At 64.1% G+C, this 23,081-nt stretch carries 20 protein-coding genes and 1 pseudogene; 7 read left to right on the forward strand and 14 right to left on the reverse strand.

The genetic code is table 11. The annotated features are described in order from the left end of the window. Positions 1 to 61 precede the first annotated feature (61 nt). From FFS30_RS02000 to FFS30_RS02025, 6 genes and pseudogenes are all read right to left on the reverse strand, one after another. Positions 62 to 1,000, reverse strand: a complete 939-nt coding sequence (locus FFS30_RS02000) for an EamA family transporter (RefSeq protein ID WP_137911438.1) — start codon at positions 998 to 1,000, stop codon at positions 62 to 64. A gap of 194 nt (positions 1,001 to 1,194) precedes the next feature. Next, positions 1,195 to 1,857, reverse strand: a pseudogene (locus tag FFS30_RS02005) (ATP-binding cassette domain-containing protein); the annotation flags it as partial. Positions 1,858 to 2,086: 229 nt separating this feature from the next. Further along, entirely contained in the window at positions 2,087 to 2,959 is an 873-nt protein-coding gene (cysW, locus tag FFS30_RS02010) for a sulfate ABC transporter permease subunit CysW (protein WP_137911440.1), read from the reverse strand. A 13-nt stretch (positions 2,960 to 2,972) separates the two neighbouring features. Next, the gene (locus FFS30_RS02015; protein WP_137911441.1) at positions 2,973 to 3,989 is read right to left on the reverse strand and encodes a sulfate ABC transporter substrate-binding protein; all 1,017 of its coding nucleotides are present in this window, start codon (positions 3,987 to 3,989) and stop codon (positions 2,973 to 2,975) included. Between the two features lie 17 nt (positions 3,990 to 4,006). Beyond that, on the reverse strand, positions 4,007 to 4,810 hold the full coding sequence (gene cysT / locus FFS30_RS02020; protein WP_137912545.1) for a sulfate ABC transporter permease subunit CysT: 804 nt from the start codon (positions 4,808 to 4,810) through the stop codon (positions 4,007 to 4,009). A 57-nt stretch (positions 4,811 to 4,867) separates the two neighbouring features. Further along, the gene (locus FFS30_RS02025; protein WP_171014367.1) at positions 4,868 to 5,857 is read right to left on the reverse strand and encodes a sulfate ABC transporter substrate-binding protein; all 990 of its coding nucleotides are present in this window, start codon (positions 5,855 to 5,857) and stop codon (positions 4,868 to 4,870) included. 374 nt (positions 5,858 to 6,231) lie between these two features. On the opposite strand from FFS30_RS02025, the gene FFS30_RS02030 reads away from it, so the two are divergent. From FFS30_RS02030 to trmB, 4 genes are all read left to right on the forward strand, one after another. Continuing rightward, positions 6,232 to 8,877 (forward strand): DUF6600 domain-containing protein, encoded by a 2,646-nt coding sequence (locus FFS30_RS02030; RefSeq protein WP_137911443.1) that lies wholly within the window; start codon positions 6,232 to 6,234, stop codon positions 8,875 to 8,877. Positions 8,878 to 8,980: 103 nt separating this feature from the next. Beyond that, the gene (gene thiS, locus FFS30_RS02035) at positions 8,981 to 9,184 is read left to right on the forward strand and encodes a sulfur carrier protein ThiS (protein WP_137911444.1); all 204 of its coding nucleotides are present in this window, start codon (positions 8,981 to 8,983) and stop codon (positions 9,182 to 9,184) included. A gap of 98 nt (positions 9,185 to 9,282) precedes the next feature. Then, a complete protein-coding gene (locus tag FFS30_RS02040; RefSeq protein ID WP_137911445.1) occupies positions 9,283 to 10,095 on the forward strand; it encodes a thiazole synthase in 813 nt (270 codons plus the stop codon). Further along, positions 10,092 to 10,775 (forward strand): tRNA (guanosine(46)-N7)-methyltransferase TrmB, encoded by a 684-nt coding sequence (gene trmB / locus FFS30_RS02045; protein ID WP_137911446.1) that lies wholly within the window; start codon positions 10,092 to 10,094, stop codon positions 10,773 to 10,775. Before FFS30_RS02040 ends, trmB begins: the two co-directional genes overlap by 4 nt. On the opposite strand, the gene FFS30_RS02050 is transcribed toward trmB, so the two are convergent. After that, the gene (locus FFS30_RS02050) at positions 10,760 to 11,047 is read right to left on the reverse strand and encodes a hypothetical protein (RefSeq protein ID WP_137911447.1); all 288 of its coding nucleotides are present in this window, start codon (positions 11,045 to 11,047) and stop codon (positions 10,760 to 10,762) included. The two genes, trmB and FFS30_RS02050, sit on opposite strands and share 16 nt — an antisense overlap. On the opposite strand from FFS30_RS02050, the gene FFS30_RS02055 reads away from it, so the two are divergent. Next, positions 11,039 to 12,883 carry an SLC13 family permease gene (locus tag FFS30_RS02055; protein ID WP_171014368.1) on the forward strand — a complete coding sequence of 615 codons (1,845 nt, stop codon included), beginning with the start codon at positions 11,039 to 11,041 and terminating at the stop codon, positions 12,881 to 12,883. The two genes, FFS30_RS02050 and FFS30_RS02055, sit on opposite strands and share 9 nt — an antisense overlap. 77 nt (positions 12,884 to 12,960) lie before the next feature. Here the strand turns inward: FFS30_RS02055 and FFS30_RS02060 are convergent, their stop codons facing one another. Further along, positions 12,961 to 13,308 (reverse strand): Rieske 2Fe-2S domain-containing protein, encoded by a 348-nt coding sequence (locus FFS30_RS02060; protein ID WP_137911448.1) that lies wholly within the window; start codon positions 13,306 to 13,308, stop codon positions 12,961 to 12,963. 75 nt (positions 13,309 to 13,383) lie between these two features. Here FFS30_RS02060 and FFS30_RS02065 point away from each other — a divergent pair, with 75 nt between their 5' ends. Both FFS30_RS02065 and yedA read left to right on the forward strand, forming a co-directional pair. Then, complete coding sequence (locus FFS30_RS02065; protein WP_137911449.1) at positions 13,384 to 13,647, forward strand: hypothetical protein; 264 nt, start codon at positions 13,384 to 13,386, stop codon at positions 13,645 to 13,647. A 78-nt stretch (positions 13,648 to 13,725) separates the two neighbouring features. Next, the gene (yedA, locus tag FFS30_RS02070; protein ID WP_137911450.1) at positions 13,726 to 14,631 is read left to right on the forward strand and encodes a drug/metabolite exporter YedA; all 906 of its coding nucleotides are present in this window, start codon (positions 13,726 to 13,728) and stop codon (positions 14,629 to 14,631) included. A 124-nt stretch (positions 14,632 to 14,755) separates the two neighbouring features. Here the strand turns inward: yedA and FFS30_RS02075 are convergent, their stop codons facing one another. From FFS30_RS02075 to FFS30_RS02100, 6 genes are read right to left on the reverse strand one after another with little or no spacing between them, the layout of a single operon-like run. Continuing rightward, positions 14,756 to 15,181 (reverse strand): type IV pilin protein, encoded by a 426-nt coding sequence (locus FFS30_RS02075; protein ID WP_137911451.1) that lies wholly within the window; start codon positions 15,179 to 15,181, stop codon positions 14,756 to 14,758. A gap of 24 nt (positions 15,182 to 15,205) precedes the next feature. Further along, positions 15,206 to 19,459 (reverse strand): PilC/PilY family type IV pilus protein, encoded by a 4,254-nt coding sequence (locus FFS30_RS02080; protein WP_171014370.1) that lies wholly within the window; start codon positions 19,457 to 19,459, stop codon positions 15,206 to 15,208. A 52-nt stretch (positions 19,460 to 19,511) separates the two neighbouring features. Then, positions 19,512 to 20,204, reverse strand: a complete 693-nt coding sequence (locus tag FFS30_RS02085) for a PilX N-terminal domain-containing pilus assembly protein (RefSeq protein ID WP_137911453.1) — start codon at positions 20,202 to 20,204, stop codon at positions 19,512 to 19,514. Beyond that, positions 20,191 to 21,675: a PilW family protein gene (locus tag FFS30_RS02090; protein WP_171014475.1), complete on the reverse strand. Its 1,485-nt coding sequence runs from the start codon at positions 21,673 to 21,675 to the stop codon at positions 20,191 to 20,193. Before FFS30_RS02090 ends, FFS30_RS02085 begins: the two co-directional genes overlap by 14 nt. Beyond that, on the reverse strand, positions 21,672 to 22,250 hold the full coding sequence (pilV, locus tag FFS30_RS02095) for a type IV pilus modification protein PilV (RefSeq protein WP_171014371.1): 579 nt from the start codon (positions 22,248 to 22,250) through the stop codon (positions 21,672 to 21,674). Before pilV ends, FFS30_RS02090 begins: the two co-directional genes overlap by 4 nt. After that, positions 22,247 to 22,792, reverse strand: coding sequence for a GspH/FimT family pseudopilin (locus FFS30_RS02100; protein WP_137911456.1), 546 nt, complete (start codon positions 22,790 to 22,792; stop codon positions 22,247 to 22,249). Before FFS30_RS02100 ends, pilV begins: the two co-directional genes overlap by 4 nt. Positions 22,793 to 23,081: the final 289 nt, after the last annotated feature.

Below are 23,081 nucleotides of genomic sequence, written 5' to 3' on the forward strand. Positions count from 1 at the left end.
GAAATCGTGAAGTGCCCGTTCACTCGGCGCTTCGCACAACTGCACGCAGCGGTAACCAAGGCTAGAACCGGGCGCGCAATCGCGGCCACAACGTAATCGTCATTAGGCCGAGCAGCACCAGCGCGCCGGCTTCGAGCTTCCACACCGGCAACGGTTCGCCGAACCAAACCGCCGCGCTCGCCATACCGACGACCGGCACGAGCAGCGACAACGGCGACACCGTCGCCGCCGGATAGCGTGCGAGCAGCCAGTTCCAGGCGCCATAGCCGAACAGCGTATTGGCGATGCCCTGCCATACCGACGCCACCCAGCCGAACCAGGTCGCGTGCGCGAGGCCGTCGGCGATGCGCTGTGGCCCCTCGAATATCAGGCTCGCGAGCAACAGAGGCGGCACGGCGAACAGGCTCGACCAGACCATGAAGCCGAGCATGCTGAATTCTCGCGGTCGGCTCTGACTGTGAGCATCGAGAGATGCTCCCACCTGGGTGTTCCCGACCGCGCCGTTCTGGCTGGCCTTCTTCGCCGCCAGATTCGCTATCGCCCATGATAGGCCGCAACCGAGCGTCAATATCAAACCGCGCGTCGTCGTCGTTGCGTCGACGTGCAAAAACAGCATCACGAGTCCGGCAATGCACAGCGCCAGGCCCCCAGCCTGAAACGCGCGCAGTCGTTCGCCGAGCAGCAGCATCGACAAACCGATCGTGAAGAACGCCTGGGTCTGCACCATGAGCGACGCGATGCCGGGCGCGATGTCGCTGCGCATCGCGATGAACAGCACTCCGAACAAGCCGAAGCCGAGAAAGAAGCCGTTCGCGATCAGCAGCCACCACGACACGGCCGGGCGCCGGATAAAGAACAGCCACGGCACGCAGGAGAAGAAAAAGCGCAGCGTCGCGAACAGCAGCGGTGGCAGTTCGCCGAGACCGAGCTTGATGATGACGAAGTTCGTGCCCCAAACAACGATGACCGCGAGGGCAAGCAAGAGATGGGAAAAAGACATGGACTGCAGAATGACGGCGTATGTGCCGCCATTTTAACCGCTCACCGCACCGATCTTGCTCAGCCGACTCGCGAGAAGCGCGCGACCTTCGAATGCACGGTATGGTGCGGCGGCGTGGGAACGAAGCTCTTGCCCGAATCCTGTTCGATGAATTCGGCGACGAAGCGCGTCGCCGGCCGGCGCAGGATCGCTTCCGGCGTGTCGACCTGTTCGATCGAACCCGCATTCATCACCACAACCCGATCGGCAAGTTCCAGCGCCTCTTCCTGGTCGTGAGTGACGAAGATCGTCGTATAGCCGGTTTCGTCGTGCAGCTGACGCAGCCAGACGCGCAGTTCCTTGCGCACCTTCGCATCGAGCGCGCCGAACGGCTCGTCGAGCAACAGCACACGTGGCTCGATCGCCAGCGCACGCGCGAGCGCGACGCGCTGACGCTGTCCACCGGAGAGCTGATTCGGATAACGTTCCTCAAGACCGCCGAGTTGAACTAGCTTGAGCAATTCCTCGCCACGACGGAGGATTTCTTCGCGCGTGGGGCGGTATTTGCGCTTGCGTACGCGCAGACCGAAGGTGATGTTGTCGAGCACGCTCATGTGCTTGAACAGCGCGTAGTGCTGGAAGACGAAACCAACGCGGCGCTCCTGCACGGACAACTCGGTCGCATCGATATCACCGAACTGGATGCGGCCGCCGTCGATCGGTTCGAGTCCGGCGATCGCGCGCAGCAGCGTAGTCTTGCCCGAACCCGACGGACCGAGCAGCGCGAGCAGCTCGCCCGAGGCGATGTCGAGATCGATCGCGTTCAGCGCGGCGACACTGCCGTAGCTCTTGTTCAATTTGCGTATCGAAATCTGCATGGATGCCTCATAAAAGAGCTGCTTTGACACGGATCAACACGGATGGACACAAAAGACACGGTGACACTTGAAATGAATCAACGGCGTGGAGATTTCGATTCATCGAATGCTGATTTCAACGCTCGGCGAATCAATTGCAGAGCCGCGGTTTTCGCCCTCTGCTCGCATCCATTTCGCAACGGCTCTCCGATCCGTGTTCATCCGTGCCAATCCGTGTCCAAAAATCCATTTAACGATGGCCTCGCAATGCGGCAAGCTCGTCGCCGTGCCGCCATTCGAGGAAAGTTTTCAAACCGAGCGTCAACAAGGCTAGCAGGGCGAGCAGCGAAGCTACCGCAAACGCCGCGACCATCTTGTTGTCCTGGTACAGCACTTCGACATGCAGCGGCATGGTATTGCTCGCGCCACGAATCTTGCCCGATATCACCGATACCGCGCCGAACTCGCCCATCGCGCGCGCGTTGCACAGCAGGATGCCGTAGAGCAGGCCCCAGCGTATGTTCGGCAGCGTGACGTTCCAGAACGTCTGCCAGCCACTCGCGCCGAGGCTCAACGCGGCGTATTCCTCGTCGGTGCCCTGCGCCTGCATCAGCGGAATCAGTTCGCGCGCGACGAATGGAAATGTGACGAATACCGTCGCGAGCACCAGGCCGGTCTGGGCGAAGATGATGCGGATATCGTGATCGATCAGCCACGCGCCGAGCCAAGTCTGTGCACCGAAGATCAAGATGAAGACCACACCGGAAATCACCGGCGACACCGAGAACGGCAGATCGATCAAGGTGATCAGGAAATTCTTTCCGCGGAACTCGAATTTCGCCACGGCCCAGGCCGCGGCGACGCCGAACAGCGTATTGAGCAGCACCGCAATCGCCGCGGTCTTCAGGGTCAGCACGATCGCGGACAACGAATCCGAATCGGACAGCGCCGCCAGATACGCCTTCACGCCGCCGGCGAATGCCTGCACGAACACGACGATCAGCGGCAGCAGGAGGAACGCAGCGAGGAATACGAAGGTAAAGCCGATCAGCAGCCAGCGCACGGAGCGCGGCTCGGCGGTGGCCGAACGGAAACGGCGACGTGGGGCGAGGGTCGCACTCATGCCGTTTGAACCTTCATTTCTTCGCCTCGGCGATCGCCTTATCGAACGTCCCGCCCGCGGCGAAGTGCTCCGGCTGCGCCTTGGCCCAACCACCGAATGCCTCATCGACGGTGAACGTCTTCAGCGCCGGGAAGTCCGCGTGTGCCTTGGTCACGTCGGCGTCGACCACGCGCAGGCCGTTCTTGGCGAAGATCTCTTGCGCCGGCTTGCCGTAGTGGAATTGCAAATAGGCTTCGGCGAGTTTGCTTGTGCCTTTCTTGTCCGCATTCCTCGCGACGACCGCAACCGGGTTGTCGGCGCGCACCGTCAACGAGGGATAGACGATCTCGAAACCGCCGTTCGCGAAGGTCGTACGCAGCGCGCGCGCTTCGCTCTCGAAGGTCAGCAGCACGTCGCCGATGCTGCGCTGGGCGAAGGTCACACTCGCGTCGCGGCCGCCGACGTCGAGTACGGGCACGTTGGCAAGCAGCTTTTTCTCGAATTCAAACGCGGCAAGTTCGCGCTGAACGCCGGCATCTGCACTGTTTTGCGTCCGCGCGAACTGCCACGCGGCAAGGTAGCTATAGCGGCCGTTGCCCGAGGTCTTCGGATTCGGCAGCACGACGGCGGTGTTGGGCTTGACCAGGTCCGGCCAATCCTTGATCGCTTTCGGGTTGCCGCGGCGCACGACGAAAACGATCGCCGACCACGACGGGCTCGCCGCATTCGGAAACTTCGCCGCCCAATCGGTCGGCAAAAGTCCCGCCTTCGCGATCACGTCGATGTCGAGCGGGCTGTTCATCGTCACCACGTCAGCCGGCAGGCCGTCGATCACCGCGCGCGCCTGTTTGCTCGAACCGGCATGCGACTGGTCGATCGTCAGCGTCTCGCCGGTCTTCGCCTTCCACTCGGCGGCGAAAACCGGGTTCAATTCTTCATACAGCGCGCGCGCAACGTCGTAGGAAACGTTGAGAAGCCCTGCCGCCGACGCATCGGCTGCGCCGGCGATCAGGGCGAGAACTGCGGCGATGTATTTCGCGATCGTTTTCATCTTTCTCTTGAGTGGATTCAACTGCCGCTTCGCCGTGCCCAGGCCTGCAGCAGATTGATGCAGAACAGGATCGCGAACGAGAGTACGAGCATCGCCGCCGCGATCGCAGTGGCGGCGCCGATTTCATGCTGATCGAGATTGATCGCGATCAGCAGCGGCGCGATCTGGGTCAGGTTCGGCAGGTTGCCGGCGATGAAAATAATCGAGCCGTACTCGCCGACTGCGCGCGCGAACGCCAGCGCCGTGCCGGTCAGCAGAGCCGGCGTCATCGCCGGGAAAACGATGCGCGAAACCGCTTGCCAGCGCGTCGCGCCGAGCGTCGCGGCGGCCTCCTCGTACTGTTTGTCGATCTGTTCCAGCACCGGTTCGAGCGTGCGCACGACGAAAGGCAGGCTGATGAAGGTCATCGCGACGATCACGCCGAGCCGGGTATAGGCGACCTCGATGCCGATCGCTTCGAGCGGCACGCCGAGCCAGCCGTTCGGCGTCGAATACAGAGCGGTCAGCGCGATGCCGGCGACCGCGGTCGGCAGCGCGAACGGCAGATCGATCATCGCCTGCAGCGCGCGCTTGCCCGGGAAGTCGTAGCGCACGAAGGTCCAGGCGATCAGACTGCCGAACACGGCATTGATTGCCGCGGCGATCAGCGCGCCGCCGAAACTGAGCCTCAGCGCACTGAGCACCTGCGAGGAATTGAGCACCTTCCAGATGCCCGCTACACCGAGGCCCGCGGCATTGACCATGAGCGCGGCAAGCGGAATCAGCACGATCAGCGAGAGATAGCTCAGAGTGAAGCCGAGCGTCAGGCCGAAGCCGGGCATCACGCGCCTGCGCGCGGGCGCGGGGGCCTGCTCGATCGCGATCGCACTCACGGCCGGCTACTTCTTGTCGTAGATCTGATCGAACACGCCGCCGTCGCCGAAGAATTTCGGCTGGGCGGTCTTCCAGCCGCCGAATTGGGCGATCGTGGTCAGATCGATCTTCGGAAAACTCGAAGCGTATTTGGCCGCGACGCCGGAATCGAGCGGACGATAGTGGTTCTTCGCGATGATTTCCTGCGCCTCGGGCGTGTAGAGAAACTTGAGGTAGGCCTCGGCGAGCTTCTCCGTACCATGCTTCTTCGCGTTCTTGTCGATCACCGCGACCGGCGGCTGGGCGAGGATCGACGTCGCCGGCACGACGATGTCGAACTTGCCTTCGCCGAATTCGCTGATCGCCAGATAAGCCTCGTTCTCCCAGGCGATCAGCACGTCGCCGAGGCCGCGCTGGGCGAAGGTGACGGTCGAACCGCGCGCACCGGTGTCGAGCACCGGCACATTCTTGTAAAGCGCGCCGATCCATTCGCGCGCCTTGGCCTCGTCGCCGCCGTTCTGCTTGAGCGCGTAGGCCCAGGCGGCGAGGAAATTCCAGCGCGCGCCGGCCGAGGTTTTCGGATTCGGCGTGATGACCTTGATGCCAGACTTGACCAGATCGCCCCAATCCTTGATGCCCTTGGGATTACCCTTGCGCACGAGCAAGACGATGGTCGAGTTATACGGTGTCGAGTCGCCCGGCAGACGCCCTTGCCAGTCGGCCGGCAGCAAGCCGGCTTTGTCGGCCAGAATATCGATATCGGAGGCGATGCCCAAGGTGGCGACGTCGGCTTCGAGACCGTCGATGATCTTGCGCGACTGCGCGCTGGAACCGCCGTGCGATTGCTTGATCGTTACGGTCTCGCCTGTCTTCGTCTTCCAGTCGGCGATGAACTTTTCGTTGAGCTGCGTGTACAGTTCGCGCGTCGGATCGTAGGAAACGTTGAGCAACTCGGCCGCCGACGCGCCAGTCGCAAGGGCGCTCAACACGGCAAAAGCCCAAATGTATCGTTTCATACTTCCCCCGATTATGAACATCCGGTAGACAGGTTAACGGAACTTGGTTGCACCGCAATATGCACGAACGCATATCCTTATCGCCATGGCGACTTTGCGCGTGTCGGCGTTGTCTTTTCGTTAGCGGGAAAACCGGCGGCGCCCGAGTGGGGAATTCATCGCTAAGCGCCCGATAAATCCTCCTTCGCGGCGGCCTCGCGAGGGCCAAACCGAAAGTCCTCATTCAGCTTGGTTGCGCTTAACTATATGCACGTAAAGTCACGCAATTCGACAGGGGCAGGCGCAGCGCCATCACCGCATTCGTCGCGCCGTTTCCGCATCGAGATTTCGGACCTTACCCCCACACTTCCGCGTAACGCAAAGGAGCGTTCGCCATGACCATGTTCAAACCTGTTGCCGTGCTGCTGGCCGGGCTGCTGTTCGCCGGTACGGGTTTCGCCCAGCCGCCGCCGGATTACTCTTCCGACGACCCCGGTTCCTATAACGACGCTTCCGGCACCGCCATCGATCCGCCGTCGCGCGTCGCACGCCTGTCGGTGATCCGCGGTGCGGTGAGTTTTGTACCGGCCGGCGAGAACAACTGGGTGCAGGCCGAGGTCAATCGCCCGCTGATTTCCGGCGACAAACTATGGACCGACCGCGGTGCGCGAGCCGAGCTGCAGATCGGCTCGTCGGCGATCCGCGTCGACGAGCAGTCGAACTTCCACTTTCTCAATCTCGACGACAACATGGCGCAGATCGAGCTGACGGAAGGCACGATCAACCTGCGCGTGCGCCGCATCTACGATGGCCAGACTTATGAGGTCGACACGCCGACACTCGCCTTCGTCATCAACCGCGTCGGCGAATACCGCATCGACGTGGCTCCGGACGGCCGCGGCACCATCGTCACCGCATTCCGCGGCGGCGGCGACGCCTACGGCGAGGCCGGCGCGCGCTTCCGCATCGAGGAAGGCCAGTCGATCCGCTTCAACGACGCGCAACTGCGCGATTACGTCAGCAACGGCGTGCCGAGCCCGGACGACTTCGATCGCTTCTGCTTCGATCGCGACGGACGCTGGGACAACTCGCGCTCGCGCCAGTACGTTTCCGAAGACATCATCGGCTACGACGATCTCGACAGCTATGGCTCCTGGGACTCGACGCCCGACTACGGCAACGTCTGGTATCCGAGCCAGGTGGCGGTCGGCTGGACACCGTACAGCTACGGCCGCTGGAGCTGGGTTGGCGCCTACGGCTGGACCTGGGTCGACTCTTCGCCTTGGGGCTTCGCGCCGTTCCACTACGGCCGCTGGGCCTGGGTCAACAACCGCTGGGGCTGGTGCCCGGGCCCGGCCAATGTGCGTCCGTACTACGCCCCTGCCCTCGTCGCCTTCGTCAGCGGCGGCGGCGCGCGCCTGGCCTTCAACGTCGGTGGACCGGTCGGCTGGTTCCCGCTCGGCCCGCGCGACGTCTACGTGCCGAGCTATCGCGTGAGCCGCAATTACTTCACCAGCATCAACATCCACAACACGACGATCAACAACGTCACGATCAATAATTTCTACGGCAACTACCAGCGCGGCAACTTCGACTACAGCCGCGTCAACTACGCCAACCGCAACGTCACCAATGCGATCACCGCGGTGCGCGGTGACGTTTTCACCGGCTCGCGCGAAGTGCGCGGTTCGGTGGTCGCGGTCAATCGCGAGACGTTCGCCAATGCACGCGTGTCCGGCTTCGCCGCGATCGCACCGACGCGCCAGAGCTTGGCTTTCGATGCCGGCGGTCGCAGCGCCGCGGCGCCCCCGCAGGCCGTGCAGTCGCGCAGCATCATCGCGGCGACGCGCCCACCCGCGCCGATGGCTTCGTTCGCGCAGCGTGAGAATGCCCTGCAGCGCGATCCCGGCCGTGCACTGCCGGTCGCGCAGCTGCGCGCGGCTCCGACCGTGATCGGCAACGGCGAAGCGGCGCAACGCGCCGCGATGACCTCGCGTCCGAACGTGAACGTGGTCACGCGCGACGGTGCGCCAGCGCGCTCGATCGCACCGTCGATCCAGCCGCGCGGTCCTGCTCAGGCGGACGGTCGTGCGGTCGATATGCGCCAGAGCAACGACAACGCCCGCGCCGGCGCCGACAACCGCAGCATCGATACGCGCCGAGCGATCGACAACAACAGTCGCGCGCCGAATGATCAGGCGCAGCGCGGCCAGCAGCCGCAGGGTAATCCAGTCCAAGGCCGCAGCATTACCGTACCGCCGGGCGGCCACCCGCAGCCGGAAGAGCAGCGCGGCCTGCCGTCGAGCCGCTACGTGAATCCGAACGCGCCGGACAACAGTGCCCAGCAGCGTTCGCTGCGCGGCAACGACAATGCCGGCCAGCGCGACAACACGCCGCAAAACCGCTCGGTACCGATCGAGCGCCAGCCGCAGCAGGACAACCGCTCCGCGGTGCAGATGCAGCAGCGGCAGACGCCGGAGTATCGCTCCGCGCCGGTCGAGCGTGCGCCCCAGGTCGATATGCAGCAACGCGCCCAGCAGCAACAGGAAATGCAGCAGCGCCGTCAGCAGGAAGTCGATCAGCAGCGTCAGCAGTCGCAGCAGCGCGAGATTCAGCAGCGCGCCCAGCAGCAACAGGAATTCCAGCAGCGCCAACAGCAGGAATCTCAGCAGCGCGCTCAGCAACAGCAGGAGATGCAGCAGAGAGCGCAGCAGCAGCGCGATATGCAGCAGCAACGTGCGCAGCAACAACAGGAAATGCAACAACGCGCCCAGCAGCAACAGGAGGTGCAACAGCGCGCGCAACAGCAGCGTGAAATGCAGCAACAGCAGATGCAGCAACGCGCCCAGCAACAACAGGAAATGCAACAGCGCGCGCAGCAGCAGCGTGAAGTGCAGCAACAGCAGTTCCAGCAGCGTGCTCAGCAGCAACAGGAAATGCAGCAGCGCGCGCAGCAACAGCAGCGCTCAGAACCGCAGCAGCGTTCGGAGCAACCACGCAGCCGCGGCGATAACAACAACGATCGCAACAATCACCGTTGATCCAAACGGCCTTAGATCCTCTCCGCGAACGCCCGGTACATGCCGGGCGTTTCGTTTTGCGCACACTGCGCCGGCACGTAGTGCAAAGCGCTACAATGCGCGCATGCTTACCATCCAACTCAACGGCGAAACGCGCGAGACCCCCAGCGGAACCAGCGTCGCCAATCTGCTCGAAGCCAGCGGCTACGCCGACCGAAAAGTCGCCGTGGAGATCAACCGCGAAATCGTGCCGAAAAGCCTGCACGGCGAACGCGTGCTGCGCGAAGGCGATCGCGTCGAAATCGTGCACGCGCTCGGCGGCGGCTGATCGACACAGACCTGCCCGGCGACCGGCCTGACTGCGGCCGGCACGGCGAGACCGAACTGCAGTGTTCCCCATTTTGATTCTGCATACGAACCGCACCGATGAACGCTCAAATCCGCTCCATCCCCGCCGCTGACAACGACACGCTCGTCATCGCCGGCAAGACCTATCGTTCGCGTCTGCTCACCGGCACCGGCAAGTTCAAGGATCTCGAAGAGACGCGTCGCGCGACCGAAGCAGCCGGTGCAGAAATCGTGACCGTCGCGATTCGCCGCACGAATATCGGCCAGGACAAGAACCAGCCCAACCTGCTCGACGTGCTGCCGCCCGATCGCTACACGATCCTGCCGAACACCGCCGGCTGCTATACGGCCGATGACGCCGTGCGCACCTGCAAGCTCGCGCGCGAGCTGCTCGACGGACACAATCTGGTCAAGCTCGAAGTGCTGGGCGACCAGAAAACGCTGTTCCCCGACGTCGTGCAGACCTTGAAGGCCGCCGAACAGCTCGTCGCCGACAAATTCGAAGTGATGGTCTATACCAGCGACGATCCGATCCTCGCGCGCCGGCTCGAAGAAATCGGCTGTGTGGCGGTGATGCCGCTGGCCGCGCCGATCGGTTCGGGCCTCGGCATCCAGAACCGCTGGAACCTGCTCGAAATCGTCGAAAACGCGAAGGTGCCCGTGCTCGTCGATGCCGGCGTCGGCACGGCGTCCGATGCCGCCATCGCGATGGAACTCGGTTGCGACGGCGTGCTGATGAACACCGCGATCGCTGGCGCGAAGAATCCCGTGCTCATGGCGAGCGCGATGAAGAAAGCCGTCGAAGCCGGCCGTGAAGCGTTCCTCGCCGGCCGCATTCCGCGCAAGCGCTTCGCATCGGCATCGAGTCCCATCGACGGAACGATCGGGTGAACGAAGCGCAGCACCGTCATATCCGCAGCTTCGTTCTGCGCCAAGGACGTTTCACCCCAGCACAGCAGCGCGCATTCGAGCAGCACTGGGCGCGGTTCGGCCTCGAGCCCTCGCCGAGCGTGCCCGACTATGCGCAGATTTTCGGGCGCAGCTCGCCGCTCGTGCTCGAGATCGGCTTCGGCAACGGCGAGCAGTTGCTTCACGCCGGCCTGCACGAGACCGAGAAGAGCTTCATCGGCATCGAAGTGCACCGCCCCGGTGTCGGCCGTCTGATGAACGCGCTTGCCGCTCAAGACGTCGCCAATGTGCGTCTCTACAACCACGATGCGGTCGAGATATTGCGCAACGCGATCGCGCCGGACTCACTGGCCGAAGTGCGCATCTATTTCCCCGATCCTTGGCCGAAAAAGCGCCAGCAGAAGCGCCGCCTGATCCAGCCCGATCTGCTGCATCTGCTCGCGACCCGCACCGAACGCGGCGGCCGCTTGCATTTGGCTACCGACTGGGCCGACTATGCCGAGCATATGCTCGCCGTGCTCGACGCGGCGCCGGATTGGCGCAACACGGCCGGCGAAGGCCAGAGCGTGCCGCGGCCCGACTGGCGCATCGAGACGCACTTCGAGAAACGTGGTTTACGCCTCGGTCACGGCGTATGGGATTTCATCTACGAACGGATTTGAAGACGCAAAGAGAACACGGCCTCAGAGCAAAATGTTTTTGATTTGTGCCGCACCACCGAACCCTGCTTGCCGCGACGAGAATAAGACATAAACGCTTCAAGGGCTGCGTGCGCGAGGCGGGCGAAAAACCGAATCGACGCACCGGCAATCGAGATCGAAAACGAAAGGCACTGGATAAGCAGCCCCGCGGCTGTTGAGAGCCCCGCCGAGAACATGCGGGAACGACGAGCGAAACAAGAAAGCACCGAGCCCCGACGGATGAGATGAACCAAGGCCTGATCCTCACCCACGACATGATGCTCGTGTTCGGCCTTCTCGCCTTCACCGTGCTCATGCTCGTACTCGAATGGATACGCGGGGATCTGATCGCCCTGCTCGTCATCGTCGTGATCGGCATCACGCGCCTCGTGCCGGTCGAGCAACTGTTCGAAGGCTTCGCCGGCAACGCAGTGATCTCCCTGCTCGGCGTAATGATCATGGGCGCCGGGCTTGACCGCACCGGCGTACTCGGCAAGGCCGCTTCGTTCCTTCTGCGCGTATCGCGCGGCGCCGAATCGCGGCTCAGCTTCGCGATCAATGCAATGGTCGGTAGCCTTTCATCGATCATCCAGAGCCAGGCCCTCGTCACGTTGTTCCTGCCCGTGGTCAGCCGGGTCAGTTCGCGCACCGGCGTGCCGCTGTCGCGCCTGCTGATGCCGATGGCGTTCTGCATCCTCGCCGGCACGAACATGACCATGATCTCGAACTCACCGCTGATCGTGCTCAACGACCTGATCGTCAGCGCAAACCGCAACCTGCCGCAGGGCGCGCGCACGATCGAGCCATTCTCGCTGTTCTCGATCGCCCCGGTCGGCATTCCGCTGCTGATCGCCGGCCTCGCCTACTTCGCCCTGTTCACGCGCCGGTTGCTGCCTTCGGATGCGGAAAGCCAGGGCGTCACGCCGGGCCGCACCGACACTTACTTTGCCGAGACCTACGGCATCTCGGGCGAAGTCTTCGAACTGACCGTGACCGCGGAAAGCCCGCTCGTCGGCATGAGCGTGCTCGAAGCCGAGGCGCTGCGCGGCGCGCCGCTGATCCTCGCGATCAAGAACGGCGACGAGGTGCGTCTGGCGCCCCCCGCCGACACGATGATCTGGGTCGGCACCGTGCTCGGCACGCTCGGCAAGCGCGCCGACATCGAGCATTTCGCCAACCTCAACCTGCTGCTCGCGCAGACGCGCCTGCGCTGGTTCCGCGACATGTTCAACCCGACGCGCGCCGGCATCGCCGAGGCGGTGATTCCGCCGAATTCGGAATTCGTCAAACAGAACGTCGGCGCCCTGCACCTGCGCAAGCGCTACGGCATCAGCGTGCTCGCGGTCAATCGCGGCGAGGAGATTTTCCGCGAGGACGTGCGCGGTATCGCCCTGCGCGCGGGTGACACCCTGGTCCTGCACGGGCTCTGGCGCGATCTCGCCGTCGCCGCCGAGGATCACGACTTCGTCGTCGTCACCGATTATCCGAAGGACGAAGGCCGCCCGGCCAAGATCTGGCACGCGGTCGGCTTCTTCGCCCTCGCCATGGGCCTCGGCCTGTTCACCGACCTCAAACTCTCGATCGCGATGCTGACCGGAGCGGTCGGCATGCTGCTCGCCGGCGTGCTCAAGATGGAAGAGGCCTACAGCGCGATCAACTGGAAGACGATCTTCACTCTCGCCTGCCTGATCCCGCTCGGCTGGGCGATGGACGCAACCGGCGCCGCAGCCTGGCTCGCACAAGAGGTGCTGCGTTATCTCGGCGCGTGGCCGCAATGGGCACTGCAGGCGGTGATCGCGGTGCTGACGCTGTTTTTCGCCCAGATCGTCTCCAACGTCGGCGCGACGGTCATGATGGTGCCGATGGCCATCAATACCGCGCTCGCCTCGAACGGCAACCCGGCGATCTACGCGCTGATCGTCGCGATCTCCACCTCGAACAGTTTCCTGATCGCAAGCGCGAACCCGGTGCTGACCCTCGTCGCTGGCCCCGGCGGCTATCGCGCGCGCGATTTCCTGCGTGTCGGCCTGCCGTTGACGGTGCTGATGCTCGTGGTGATGCTCGTCGCGGTGAACCTGGTTTTCCGCTGAGCGGGATTCTCCCCGATCCGCGGCAAACACACCGCGGTGTCTTTGCCGCGGCGCAGACGAAAAACTATCGACTCGGCTTATTCGCCGCTTTCGAGGACCACTTCATCCCCGCGCGATTCGACCGCCACCGACGCCAGATGCGCGCCGCGGCACGGTCCCGATACGCACTCGCCGGACTCAAGCCGGAACATCGCCCCGTGCGCCGTGCAGATCACGAACCCGTCCTCGATCAGGAACTGTCCCGGCGACCAGTCGAGCGGCCGCCCGGCGTGCGGACAAATGTTGCGATAAGCGCGCACCGCGACGCCGCTGCGCGTCAACATCAGCGAGTCGCGAATTGAGTCGCGCTCCGAAACGACGCCCACTTCGATCGCACCGCCATCGGGGATGTCATTGATTCTGCATAACGTTTTCGTAACGGCCATCGGTGTATTTAGTTGCCTTGCTCAACGGTATGCGGGGGTACCGTCCTGTCCATTTTGCCACGGAGCGTCGCCGACATGTTTTATTGGCGCTGGTTCAACCGCCCTCGTCACCCGCTAATGCGCATCCTCATCGGCGCCCTCGGTCTCATTCTACTTGGGGGCGTACTGGCCCTCGGCTTGGTGGCGCTCGTCGCATTTGCCGTGATCGGCACGATTATCGCGATCGTGCGTGCGGTCGGCCGCTCGAATGCACCGAAAAGTACCGCACCGCGCCATCCCGACGTGATCGAAGGCGAGTTCGTCGTACTGCCGAACCGCACCGCGCCGATCAAACACTGAACGCAAGCATCACCGGCACCTGACGGCGCTGCGCAAGCGGCGCTGTTGCATTGCCACACCGGCCAGTAAAATCTGCCGATGAACGATGCTGCGCGTGCCGAATCCGCCTCCCCTTCACGCCTGAATTCTCGCGCGCTGGTTCCGCTCGCGCTGATCGGCGTCTACCTGATCTGGGGTTCGACCTACTACGGTCTGCGCGTGGCGCTGACCGGCTTCCCGCCGTTCGCGCTTGCCGGGATTCGTTTCTTCATCGCCGGCGGCCTGTTGTTCGCGCTGCTGCTCTGGCGCGGCGGCAAGGCACCGACGGCGCGGCAGTGGTTCAACTGCCTGATCACCGGCACCTTGCTACTCGGCATCGGCAACGGCGGGGTCTGCTACGCCGAGCAGACCGTCGCCTCGGGCATCGCCGCCGTGGCCGTCGCGAGCGCCGCGCTGTTCATCGCGATCTTCGCCGGCCTCTACGGGCACTGGCCGAACCGCATAGAATGGATCGGCCTCGGCATCGGCTTCGTCGGCATCATCGTCCTCAATCTCGGCGGCGAACTGCGCGGTTCGCCGGCCGGCGCGATCGCGCTCGTCGCTTCGCCGATCGCCTGGGCATTCGGCTCGGTGTGGAGCAAGCACCACGATATGCCCGAGCCGATGATGAGCGCCGCAGCGCAGATGCTCGCCGGCAGCCTCCCGCTCGCCCTCGCTTCGTTCGTCAGCGGTGAACACTTTGCCGCGGCGCCAAGTCCGACCGCGCTGGCCGCAATGGGTTACCTGATCGTGTTCGGCTCCCTGCTCGGTTTCAGTTCGTACATCTATCTGCTGCACCATACGCGGCCGGTGCTGGCATCGAGCTATGCCTACGTCAATCCGCCGGTCGCCGTGTTGATCGGCGTGCTGCTTGGTGGCGAGGCGGTTTCGCGCCTCGATATCGTCGGCACGGTGATCATCGTTGCCGGTGTTGCCGCGATTACGCTGGCGAAGGCGAAGTCCTGAGGAAGCCGGGCGAACTGCCCGTTGTTTTTCTGAACGTTGTTTGCCGAACGACGCTCGCTAAAATCGACCCGAAGCCGCGGCTCTCGAATTCTTCGGCTGCGCGAACCGAACTCTTTTCACCGATTCACCAGCACGAGCCGTTCGCCGTCAGGCCCGCAGGCGCTTTGTTCAAGGCATTGTCTACGCTCAGGGTCGGACAAGCGGTGTCGCCCGTCTGCGCCCCTTGCGGTCTGGCCAGAATCGTATAGCCGGTCGCGCTCGCGACGACATCGGCAGGCAGCACGCGGTAATAGCCGCTCGAGGAAGTGCTGTTCATGGCTAGCCCCCCTGGCGCGGAGCCGGTAATGTCCGCGGTGTATTTGTTGAAATTCGTGTAGTAGCGCTCCTGCGCCGCCGCGATTCGCATGAGCAAATCCTGGCCGTCGGCGCGGCGCGCGCGGTAGACGTATCTCGTATAAGAGGGGTACGCGATCGCCGCCAGAATCGCGATCACCGCGACGACGATCATCAGCTCGATCAGAGTGAATCCTTTTTTTGCGCTGCTCCGCATCTTATCGCTCCGCACCCTTCGTTCTTATTGCATTTCGAGCAGCTGGCGCCACGCTCCGCGATGCGGAGTCTGCGCGCCGTCGATCGGGAAAACGCCGCCGCCGAACAAGACCCGATATTGGCCGCCGCCCGGCGGCACGAGCACTGAAATGCCGTCGCTCTTGGTCGGAATGGCGTTGTCGTTGCGCCGTACCTTTCCGGTCACCCGCGAGGTCGATGTATTCGCGCCGCCGAACGACCCGGTCAGGTCTTGGATCGGCGCTCCGCCGGTCGCACCGTTGAGCATCATCAAGGCGCCGCTCAAACCCGGCCGGCAGGGATCGCCACCCGGGATCAGCGTGGACGCAATGAAGTTGTTGCTGTCGAACAAGGGGCTGATCGTGGTGACGACACGCTCGCCCGCATCGATGCCGCCCAGATTGAGTCTGATTTGCCAGCCGCCATTCGCACTCGCGGAAACCGGCGTGTTGGTGACCGAGCGTACATCGGCAGCCTCGGACATTTTCTGCTGCACGAGCACGCCACCGCTGGCACGCGGGCCATTCTTGTTCACCGGATAATTGCCCGACTTCGTGCCGTAATCGAAGATGCCGTAGAACGACTGGATCGCCGCGCTCGAATCCGGGCCGCAGTTGCTCTGCCCCGACGTCGCCGTGCTCGTGGTCGTATCGCACTTGCCGAGATACTTGCCGGTGCCGAAGATCCACACGGGCATCATTCCCGTGGCATCGCGCAGCGCAATCGGCTCAGTCGATATCGGCTGCGTGCCGATCGTATTCGCGGTCGTCGGATCGTAGGTCTGGAACAGCAGGTCGACACTCCACTTGTTCGGATTCGCATCGGAAATATCGAAGCGCCAGACATTGCCGGCCAGATCGCCGGCGACGGCGACGTCGGTAGCCTGGTCGTTGCCGACGTCGTACGCGGCCGGCGTCGACAAACCGTAGCTCGTGACGGTCATGTTCTGGTTGTTCGTCGCGGTCGGAATCTCACGGATCAGTTTGCCGCTCGCGAGATCGATCACGAACAGCGAGGTCTGCGATGCTCCGGCTTCGGAACTCGCGGGATCGCCGCTGTCGGCATTCGGGAAATAGCCGCTCGAGGCAAGCACGGCCCAGGTGCCTCCCGTTCCGGAACAGGCTGCGTTCGTCGCGCTGTTGCAATTGATGCGCACGATGTTCTGCGACGCATAGGTGTAGCCGAGATTCTTGAACGGCGTCGTCGCGAGGCTCCCGCTGCCGACCGACGTCGTGTTGTCGATGTCCCAGAGCACCTTGGCTTGCAAGTCGCTCTCGCTCTTGATCGACGCGGGATCGGTGATGTCGAGCGCGAACAGGCCGCGGCCGCCGAGGCGCAGGCCGCCGACGAGAATCGTGCGCCAGCGGTTGTTGAAAAACACATCCGCGACGACCGGCGTATCGTCGACGCCCGGCGGCGGCGTGACTCCGTTGGTGATGCCCGCAATCGCCGAGTTTTTCACCAGCTTGCCGGTCGTATCGATCGCGCGGTTGTACTGCACCGCAGGCAGATAAGCGAAACGCTCCTTGCCGCTGACAGTGTCGAAGGCGTGCAGCATGCCGTCGGCCGCACCGACGTAGAGCGTGGCCGGACGCGAACGCTGATCGACCGCGAATTGTTGATAGGTATTGCCCGCGGCCGCCGCCGTGGCTTCGCCCGAACCGGACGGGAACGCGTCGGCCCAGCCGCTGGTCGCGGACGACACGTAGACCGGCGACGAATTCATGATCGCACCGAGCATCGAGGCGCGGACGCGGAACTTCGCCTGCGCGGCAGCGCCCTCCTGACCGTGATCGCCGCGCAGATAGTCGATGCGCGCATTGGCAAAGCCGTCGCAGCCCGCGGGCGCGGACTGCTGGCCGAGCAGCGAAGTGAGGATGCCGTTGACCAGCGGCGCAAGCAGGCCGCTCTGGCAGGCGACACCGCCGCTCGGCGCCTGATTGAGCGCGGAGAATTTCGTTACGCCAAGCACCTGCCCGAGCGTGCTCGTCAGGCCGTCGATCAAATTGCCGAGCAGGTTGGTCACTCCGCAGAGCAGGCCGCCGAGCAGCCCTCCCGATGAACACGATTTCGTCGGAATTCCGCGCAACGGCGATTGGCCGCTGACGATGATGCGCGCCGCCGCGCGCGTGGCGCTGTCGCTGCCGATCTGCGTGCACTTGGGCGAGGAACCGCTCTTGTCGAGCGTGCCGCCGTCGAGCACGCAGCCGGCTTCCCAAACCGATTGCGACAACGGCTTGGCCGCGCCGTAGTTCGGGTCCGTGGGATCGGAGATCAGCGGCACCTTGTACAGGGTGCCCGCCCAGGTCGTGCTGTTGTAGCCGGGGACGAAACCCTGCGAGGCCCCGGTGAGGATGTTCATCGTCGTCGATGCCGCCGCCGGCTGCGCGCCGCGGCCGACGACGTTGTTCAAGATGTTGTTGAGCTGGGTGGTCATCGCCTCGGGATCGGTCGCGAGGAAGAACGAACCGCGGCTGTTGATCGCCGCATGCCAGGTATCGTCGATGTTCTGCGGGATGCCGCCGCCGGTTCCGTTCGGCTGCGGCCAGCCGATGCTGCCGGTGGAATTCTTCTGTCCCTTGCGCAGCGCGCAGGCATCGTTGGCCGAGCCCGCGGTGCAGTCGAGATCGTTCGGCGAGCTGCTCAGCGCACCGCCCGCGCCGAGCGAGATGGCGAACTGCACCATGTGCGGCCAGGTGGCGGGGTCGTTGTTCGGATTGAAGTAGACCTCGGCCGGGAAATTGCTGTCGCTCGGATCGAGCCAGAGCCTCGAAGGATCGGTGACGGCCGCCCCGGTGACGCCGGTCATCGTGTCGGCGATGTAGGCCGGCACCTTGACGCCCGGAAACTTGGTCGCGAAGTCCGGGCGCAAATTCTTCGCCCAGTAGTGGAAGGCGATGTTCGACAAGGTCGCGTTGCCGGCGGTGTCCGTACCGAAGCCGTTGTAGATCAGCGAGGTCGCGTCCGCGGGGCTGTAGGTTTTTCCGTCGGGCAGCGCGGTCGAAGTCGACGTTTTCAGATACGACGCCGCACTCGGCGTATCGACGTTCCAGTAACCGTCGGTCACGAGCAGATTGAAGTTCTGCCGGCAGGCCAGTTCCTGGCCGCCGTTGGCGCTCGAGTCGGGCTGCCAGTACGGATTGGTCAAGCCGGTGCCGCTGCGCATGAAGAACTGGCCGGCCGCGTCGATCGCGGTGCGCGTCGGCGTGCCGTTGTAGCTGCCGATCTGATAGAGCCAGTTGAAGAACCGCGTGCGATAGCCGGTGATGCCGGCCACCGTCGCGTCGGTGAACGTAGTGATGATCGAACTGCTCTGCAGCAGACCCGGACTGTTCGCGCCGAGGTTCTGCCACGCCACGCGGATGTTCGCCGCGGTGAGGCTGCCGAAGGCGCGCGACAGTGAGGTGCGCGCCATCTGGCTGCGCGTGCGGTAGTAGGCGTACCAATTGGCGAAATTCTTGCGTTCGTTCGCGTCGGTGATCTGCACCGCCTCCCAGTTCGCCGCGTTGTAGAGCACGCTCGGATCGGGCACGCCGTTGACCGCGGTCAGAGTCACGCCGGACTTCAGGCGATAGTAGTAAGGGCCGCCGCCGCTGTTGGCGAAAGGATTCGCGTCGGTGAAATTTTCGGGAGTGCGATAACTGTCGTAGCCGTCGTTCAGGTTCGCCGTCACTCCGCACTTCCAGGCGCTCGTGCCGGTGCCGGTCAGGTTGGTACTGCCGGTGTCCATCGCCGCGAGATTGCCGTTCACCTTCAGATTGGCGGTCAAGTCGCGATTGTTGTTGAACCCGACCGGGCTGGCCGACACCGCGTTGACCGGTCGATACACCGCAATACCGTCGATCGGCGCATTGGCGATGCCGAAATCGCCGTTCTGCGCGTCGGGGAACGGCGTGCCGTCCGGCTTCAGTGGCGGCCGATAGGTCACGCGCGGGTTGTAGTAAACCGCATTCATCGGCAACTGGCGCAACGCGGCGTCGCTGGCGTTGGCCGGCGGGATCGCATCGATCACCGCGGCGCAGCGCCACGGGCCGTTCCAATGCTTGCCCGACGTGTAAGGCGGGTAATCGCCCATCCGCGCCCACGTCATCGATCCGGAATCGTCGAAGGTGATGACGAAATTCGGCAGCACCGACGAATTCACCTGCGGCGGAATCGCACTGAGGTCCACGGCCTGCGCGCCGGAAGCGCAGACCAGTCCGAGCACGAACGCGGCGAGCGCGGTGCGCAGGCGCGGTTTGTTGGCGGCTGACATCATCATGACTCTTCCCTTTCCCATTCCGATGCGATCGCGCGGAGATCCTTCCGCACGCTCACGAGTTGTACGCACAGGTGACGTAGGCACTGAACACGCTCTCGGCGACGCGCACGGTCGAAGCATTGCCTCCCGAGCTGCGCGCGGTGACGCGGAACAAACCCATCTTCGGCGTGCTGCCGTCGCAGACCTGCTGCGAGCCGCGCTGCGCCGTGCCGCTCATCACGCCGCGCTGCTGGGTCGCGTCGGACGAGTAACCGAGCCACTCGATCACATATGTCGGCTGGCTCAGCAGCGGACCGCCCGGCGCCGTCAGCGCGACCGAAGCGATCGGCGTGGCGATCGCGCAGACCGCCGGCTTCGCATCGCAGGAATCGGGCGAGACCTTGAACGTCGCCACGGCAGCGTCGATGACGCCGCCGTCGGCGCGATACACGCAAGGCCGCGGCGTACCCGCGCCGAGACAGAACGTCAGCGCCGCCGAACCGATCGAGCGCTCCGCCAGCGTGCGCGCGGAACGCTCGCCTTCGCGCAACGCCGTCTCCGCGCCCATCAGCGCGAGCTGGCCGTTGCGCAAGCCGCCGGTCATGCGCTCCTGCAGCACTGACGAACTCGACGCGGTGACCGCGAGGACCGTGATCAGCAGCAGGAACACGAGCGCGACGAACAGCACCGCGCCGTGCTGGCGTGTCCGCGCAGAATGGCCGCGGCAGCACATTGCGAAGCGTGGCGGAAAGTCAGCGATTGCCATTGCGCACCGCCACCATCGAAATGAACTCGCGGCGCATCAAGCGGCCGGCCTTCGATCCATTGGTTACCTTGGCGCCGCCGACGCAGTATGTCATGTTGTCGGCCGCCGAACTCGGCGGCGTGCACGACGTTCCGCCGTCGACGCTGTAGCTGTAGACGGTCTCGGCATCGCTCAGCGGCAGATTGCCGACCGAGTTGAGCAGCATATTGACCTGCACCGACCTCACCGAGCCCCATAGGCAACCAGTCGGGTCGGTCACACCAGCCGGTACGGCACAGTTGACCAGGTTGCTGTTCGCCGTGACTTCGGCCGCGGTGAGGTAATGGAACCCGCCGTCGCTCTTGTATTGCACGCCGTAGAGAAAATCGAGCCGCTCGACGCCCTGCACGACCTCGTCGCCCTGATTGGCAACGCCCTGATTGGCACCACCGTTGACCTTGCGCATCAGCGTCGGGACCACGCGCCCGGCCGTCGCCGGATCGGCCTGATAGCTCAGGTAGTAGGTGACGGTGACGAAGTTCTTGGTGAAATTGAACACGCGCGCATCGAAGGTCGTGGCGTGACCGACGCTCGGATCGTCGACTTTGAATGTGCTCGAGATCGGCACCGTCGGATCGGGCGACAGCGTCGGCGTCGTTCCTGTGCCGGCGACGCTGACCTGGAAAATCTGTCCTCCGGAACACTTCGTCACCAGGGCGCGATCGCCGGTGGTGAAGGAATAGCGCGGATCCGTCGGATCGTCGTCGAAGTAGCGGTTGGGTACGGCGGGCGGCGCGTACTGAGGATTCTGCTGGGGATTGAGAATGAACGTCGCGTTGTTTCCGCTGCCGACGCCGGTCAGCGTATACGCCCAGCCCGTGCCCGATTGATAGCGGATCGTCAGCACGTCGGCGCCCTGCACGCGATTGCCGACTGCGGTCCCGATCGGCGGCAGACCGTCCGCCGCATTGGCCGAGCCGCTGGGAACGGCCCCGCACGTGGCATCACTGAGGCCGCAGTCGTAGCCCTGCGCCGAAATGGCCGGACTCAGTGCATACGGCGCCATGGTGAGATCGGTTCCGCTCGGCACCGCGCCAGCGATGCCCCCGCCGTCCGGCAGCGCATTGGCCGTCGTACCCAACGAAGCCGCGCCCGCGCCGGGCGCCCAGGACAGAATCGCATTGTTCGGATACACCACCCCATTCACGGGTGTCGCGTTCGCATCGGCGGCCGACGCGGTCGAGCAATACTGGCCGCCGAGCATGCGCAGGTCGGCCGCCATTCGAATCGAAGCGTAGCGGCCGTTCTCCTGCAGACGCGCGAGCGCGTCCTCCACGCGATTGGTCGCGCCGACCGCGCTGAACACTGTGACGATGCCGAGACTCAGCAACAGGCCCAGCGCCATTGCGATCATCACTTCGAGCAGGCCGAAACCTCTCGCCCGGTTCCGCACGCCGCAACGTTCGGGTGATGTCGAGGTCGAGCGGCTCATGGGGTAAACACCCAGTTGAAAGTTTGCGGCGGCTGCGCAGAGGTGTCCGCCACTGCCGTACTGCCCTGTGTCGCGCGGTTGAGCGACAACTCGGTCCATCTCAGCGTGATCGCGCACGTGCCGCTATAGGGTGCGCCGTTCGCTATTTCCGCTGCCAACGGGGCATAGTTCGGGTCCGTCACCTGGGTGCATAGGATGACCGCGCTCGTTTGCGCCGGCATCAAGGTCTGCACTTGCGTCCGCCATTGATAGAGATCGCGGCTGGCGACCTGGGCGCGGCTGCAGCTCGTGCTGCCGCTCGCGCAGGGATCGCTGCCGGGCACCGGCGTCGCCGCGGAAACGTAGGAATCGTTGTAACTGCCCGCCCACACCATCGGCACGTTTGCGCGCATGCGGTCGGCCATGGACTGGGCGAGGAAATTCGCCTGGGTGCGGATGTAAGCGCCCTGCGTGGTGCGCACCGACATGACGAGACTGGCGGCCAGTCCCATGAGCCCGAGGCTGAAGACGAGCAGCGCAATCAGCACTTCGATCAGGGAAAAGCCGGCAACGCGGTCCGGCGGCAGCGACGTCATGACCCGCATCCCGTCGCCGAAGTTGCGGCGTTCTGCAGCGCGAATGCGAGAACGCCTCCCGACGAGCGCACGAGAATCTGCTGTCGCGCCGAGGAGCTGCTGCTTCGTTCGCAGGCCGTAAAGGTTTGTGTCGCCGCGCCCACGAGGTTGCCCATCGGCTGAAATACAACGGAACCGGCCGCCGCGGAGGGCGGCGTGCCGCTGCCGGCGAGATTGGCCGAGACGAGATAACGCGGATCCGGGGCATCGCGGTTCACGATCGCCCCCCCGCCGGACGGATCGGCCACGTACCAACCGCCGCTCCAGTCCGACGCGGTACCGCCGTTGGCGTAGACGCCGATCGGCTTGCCGCGGCGGATCGCCTCGGCCTGCGCGAGTTTCAGGTCGCGATACAGCATCGTCGCCAGGCTGTTGACCTGGGTCGAACTTATCGTCGAGCGGAAATTCGGCAGCGCGATCGCGGCGAGGATGGCGACGATGGCGATCGTCACGAGCAACTCGACCAGCGAAAATCCCCGCGCTACGGCGTAAACTTTGACCATCCAGGTCCTCCCCCATCCGCCGGCACGGCAGATCGCGCAAGAGATTAATGTGATCTCCGCCTCACTATAGAGCAAAACCGCTGAGCGGTATCAATTTACCGATAAAAGGTAGTTTTGAATCTGCCCCCACGCCGACGGCCAGACGAGCCGAAGGGATCGGGCTCCGGCTCGGGGAATTTTAAACGGCGCTATGAGGACTGCGACACAGAATCCGCCGCTCGGGAGCACGTCCACAGACGGACCTGCCGGCTCCGGTGCAGCACGAACCGGCTATTTTCGGCGCAATGTT

The organism is Rudaea sp. 3F27F6 (genome assembly GCF_005503555.1).
Classification (GTDB): domain Bacteria; phylum Pseudomonadota; class Gammaproteobacteria; order Xanthomonadales; family Rhodanobacteraceae; genus Rudaea.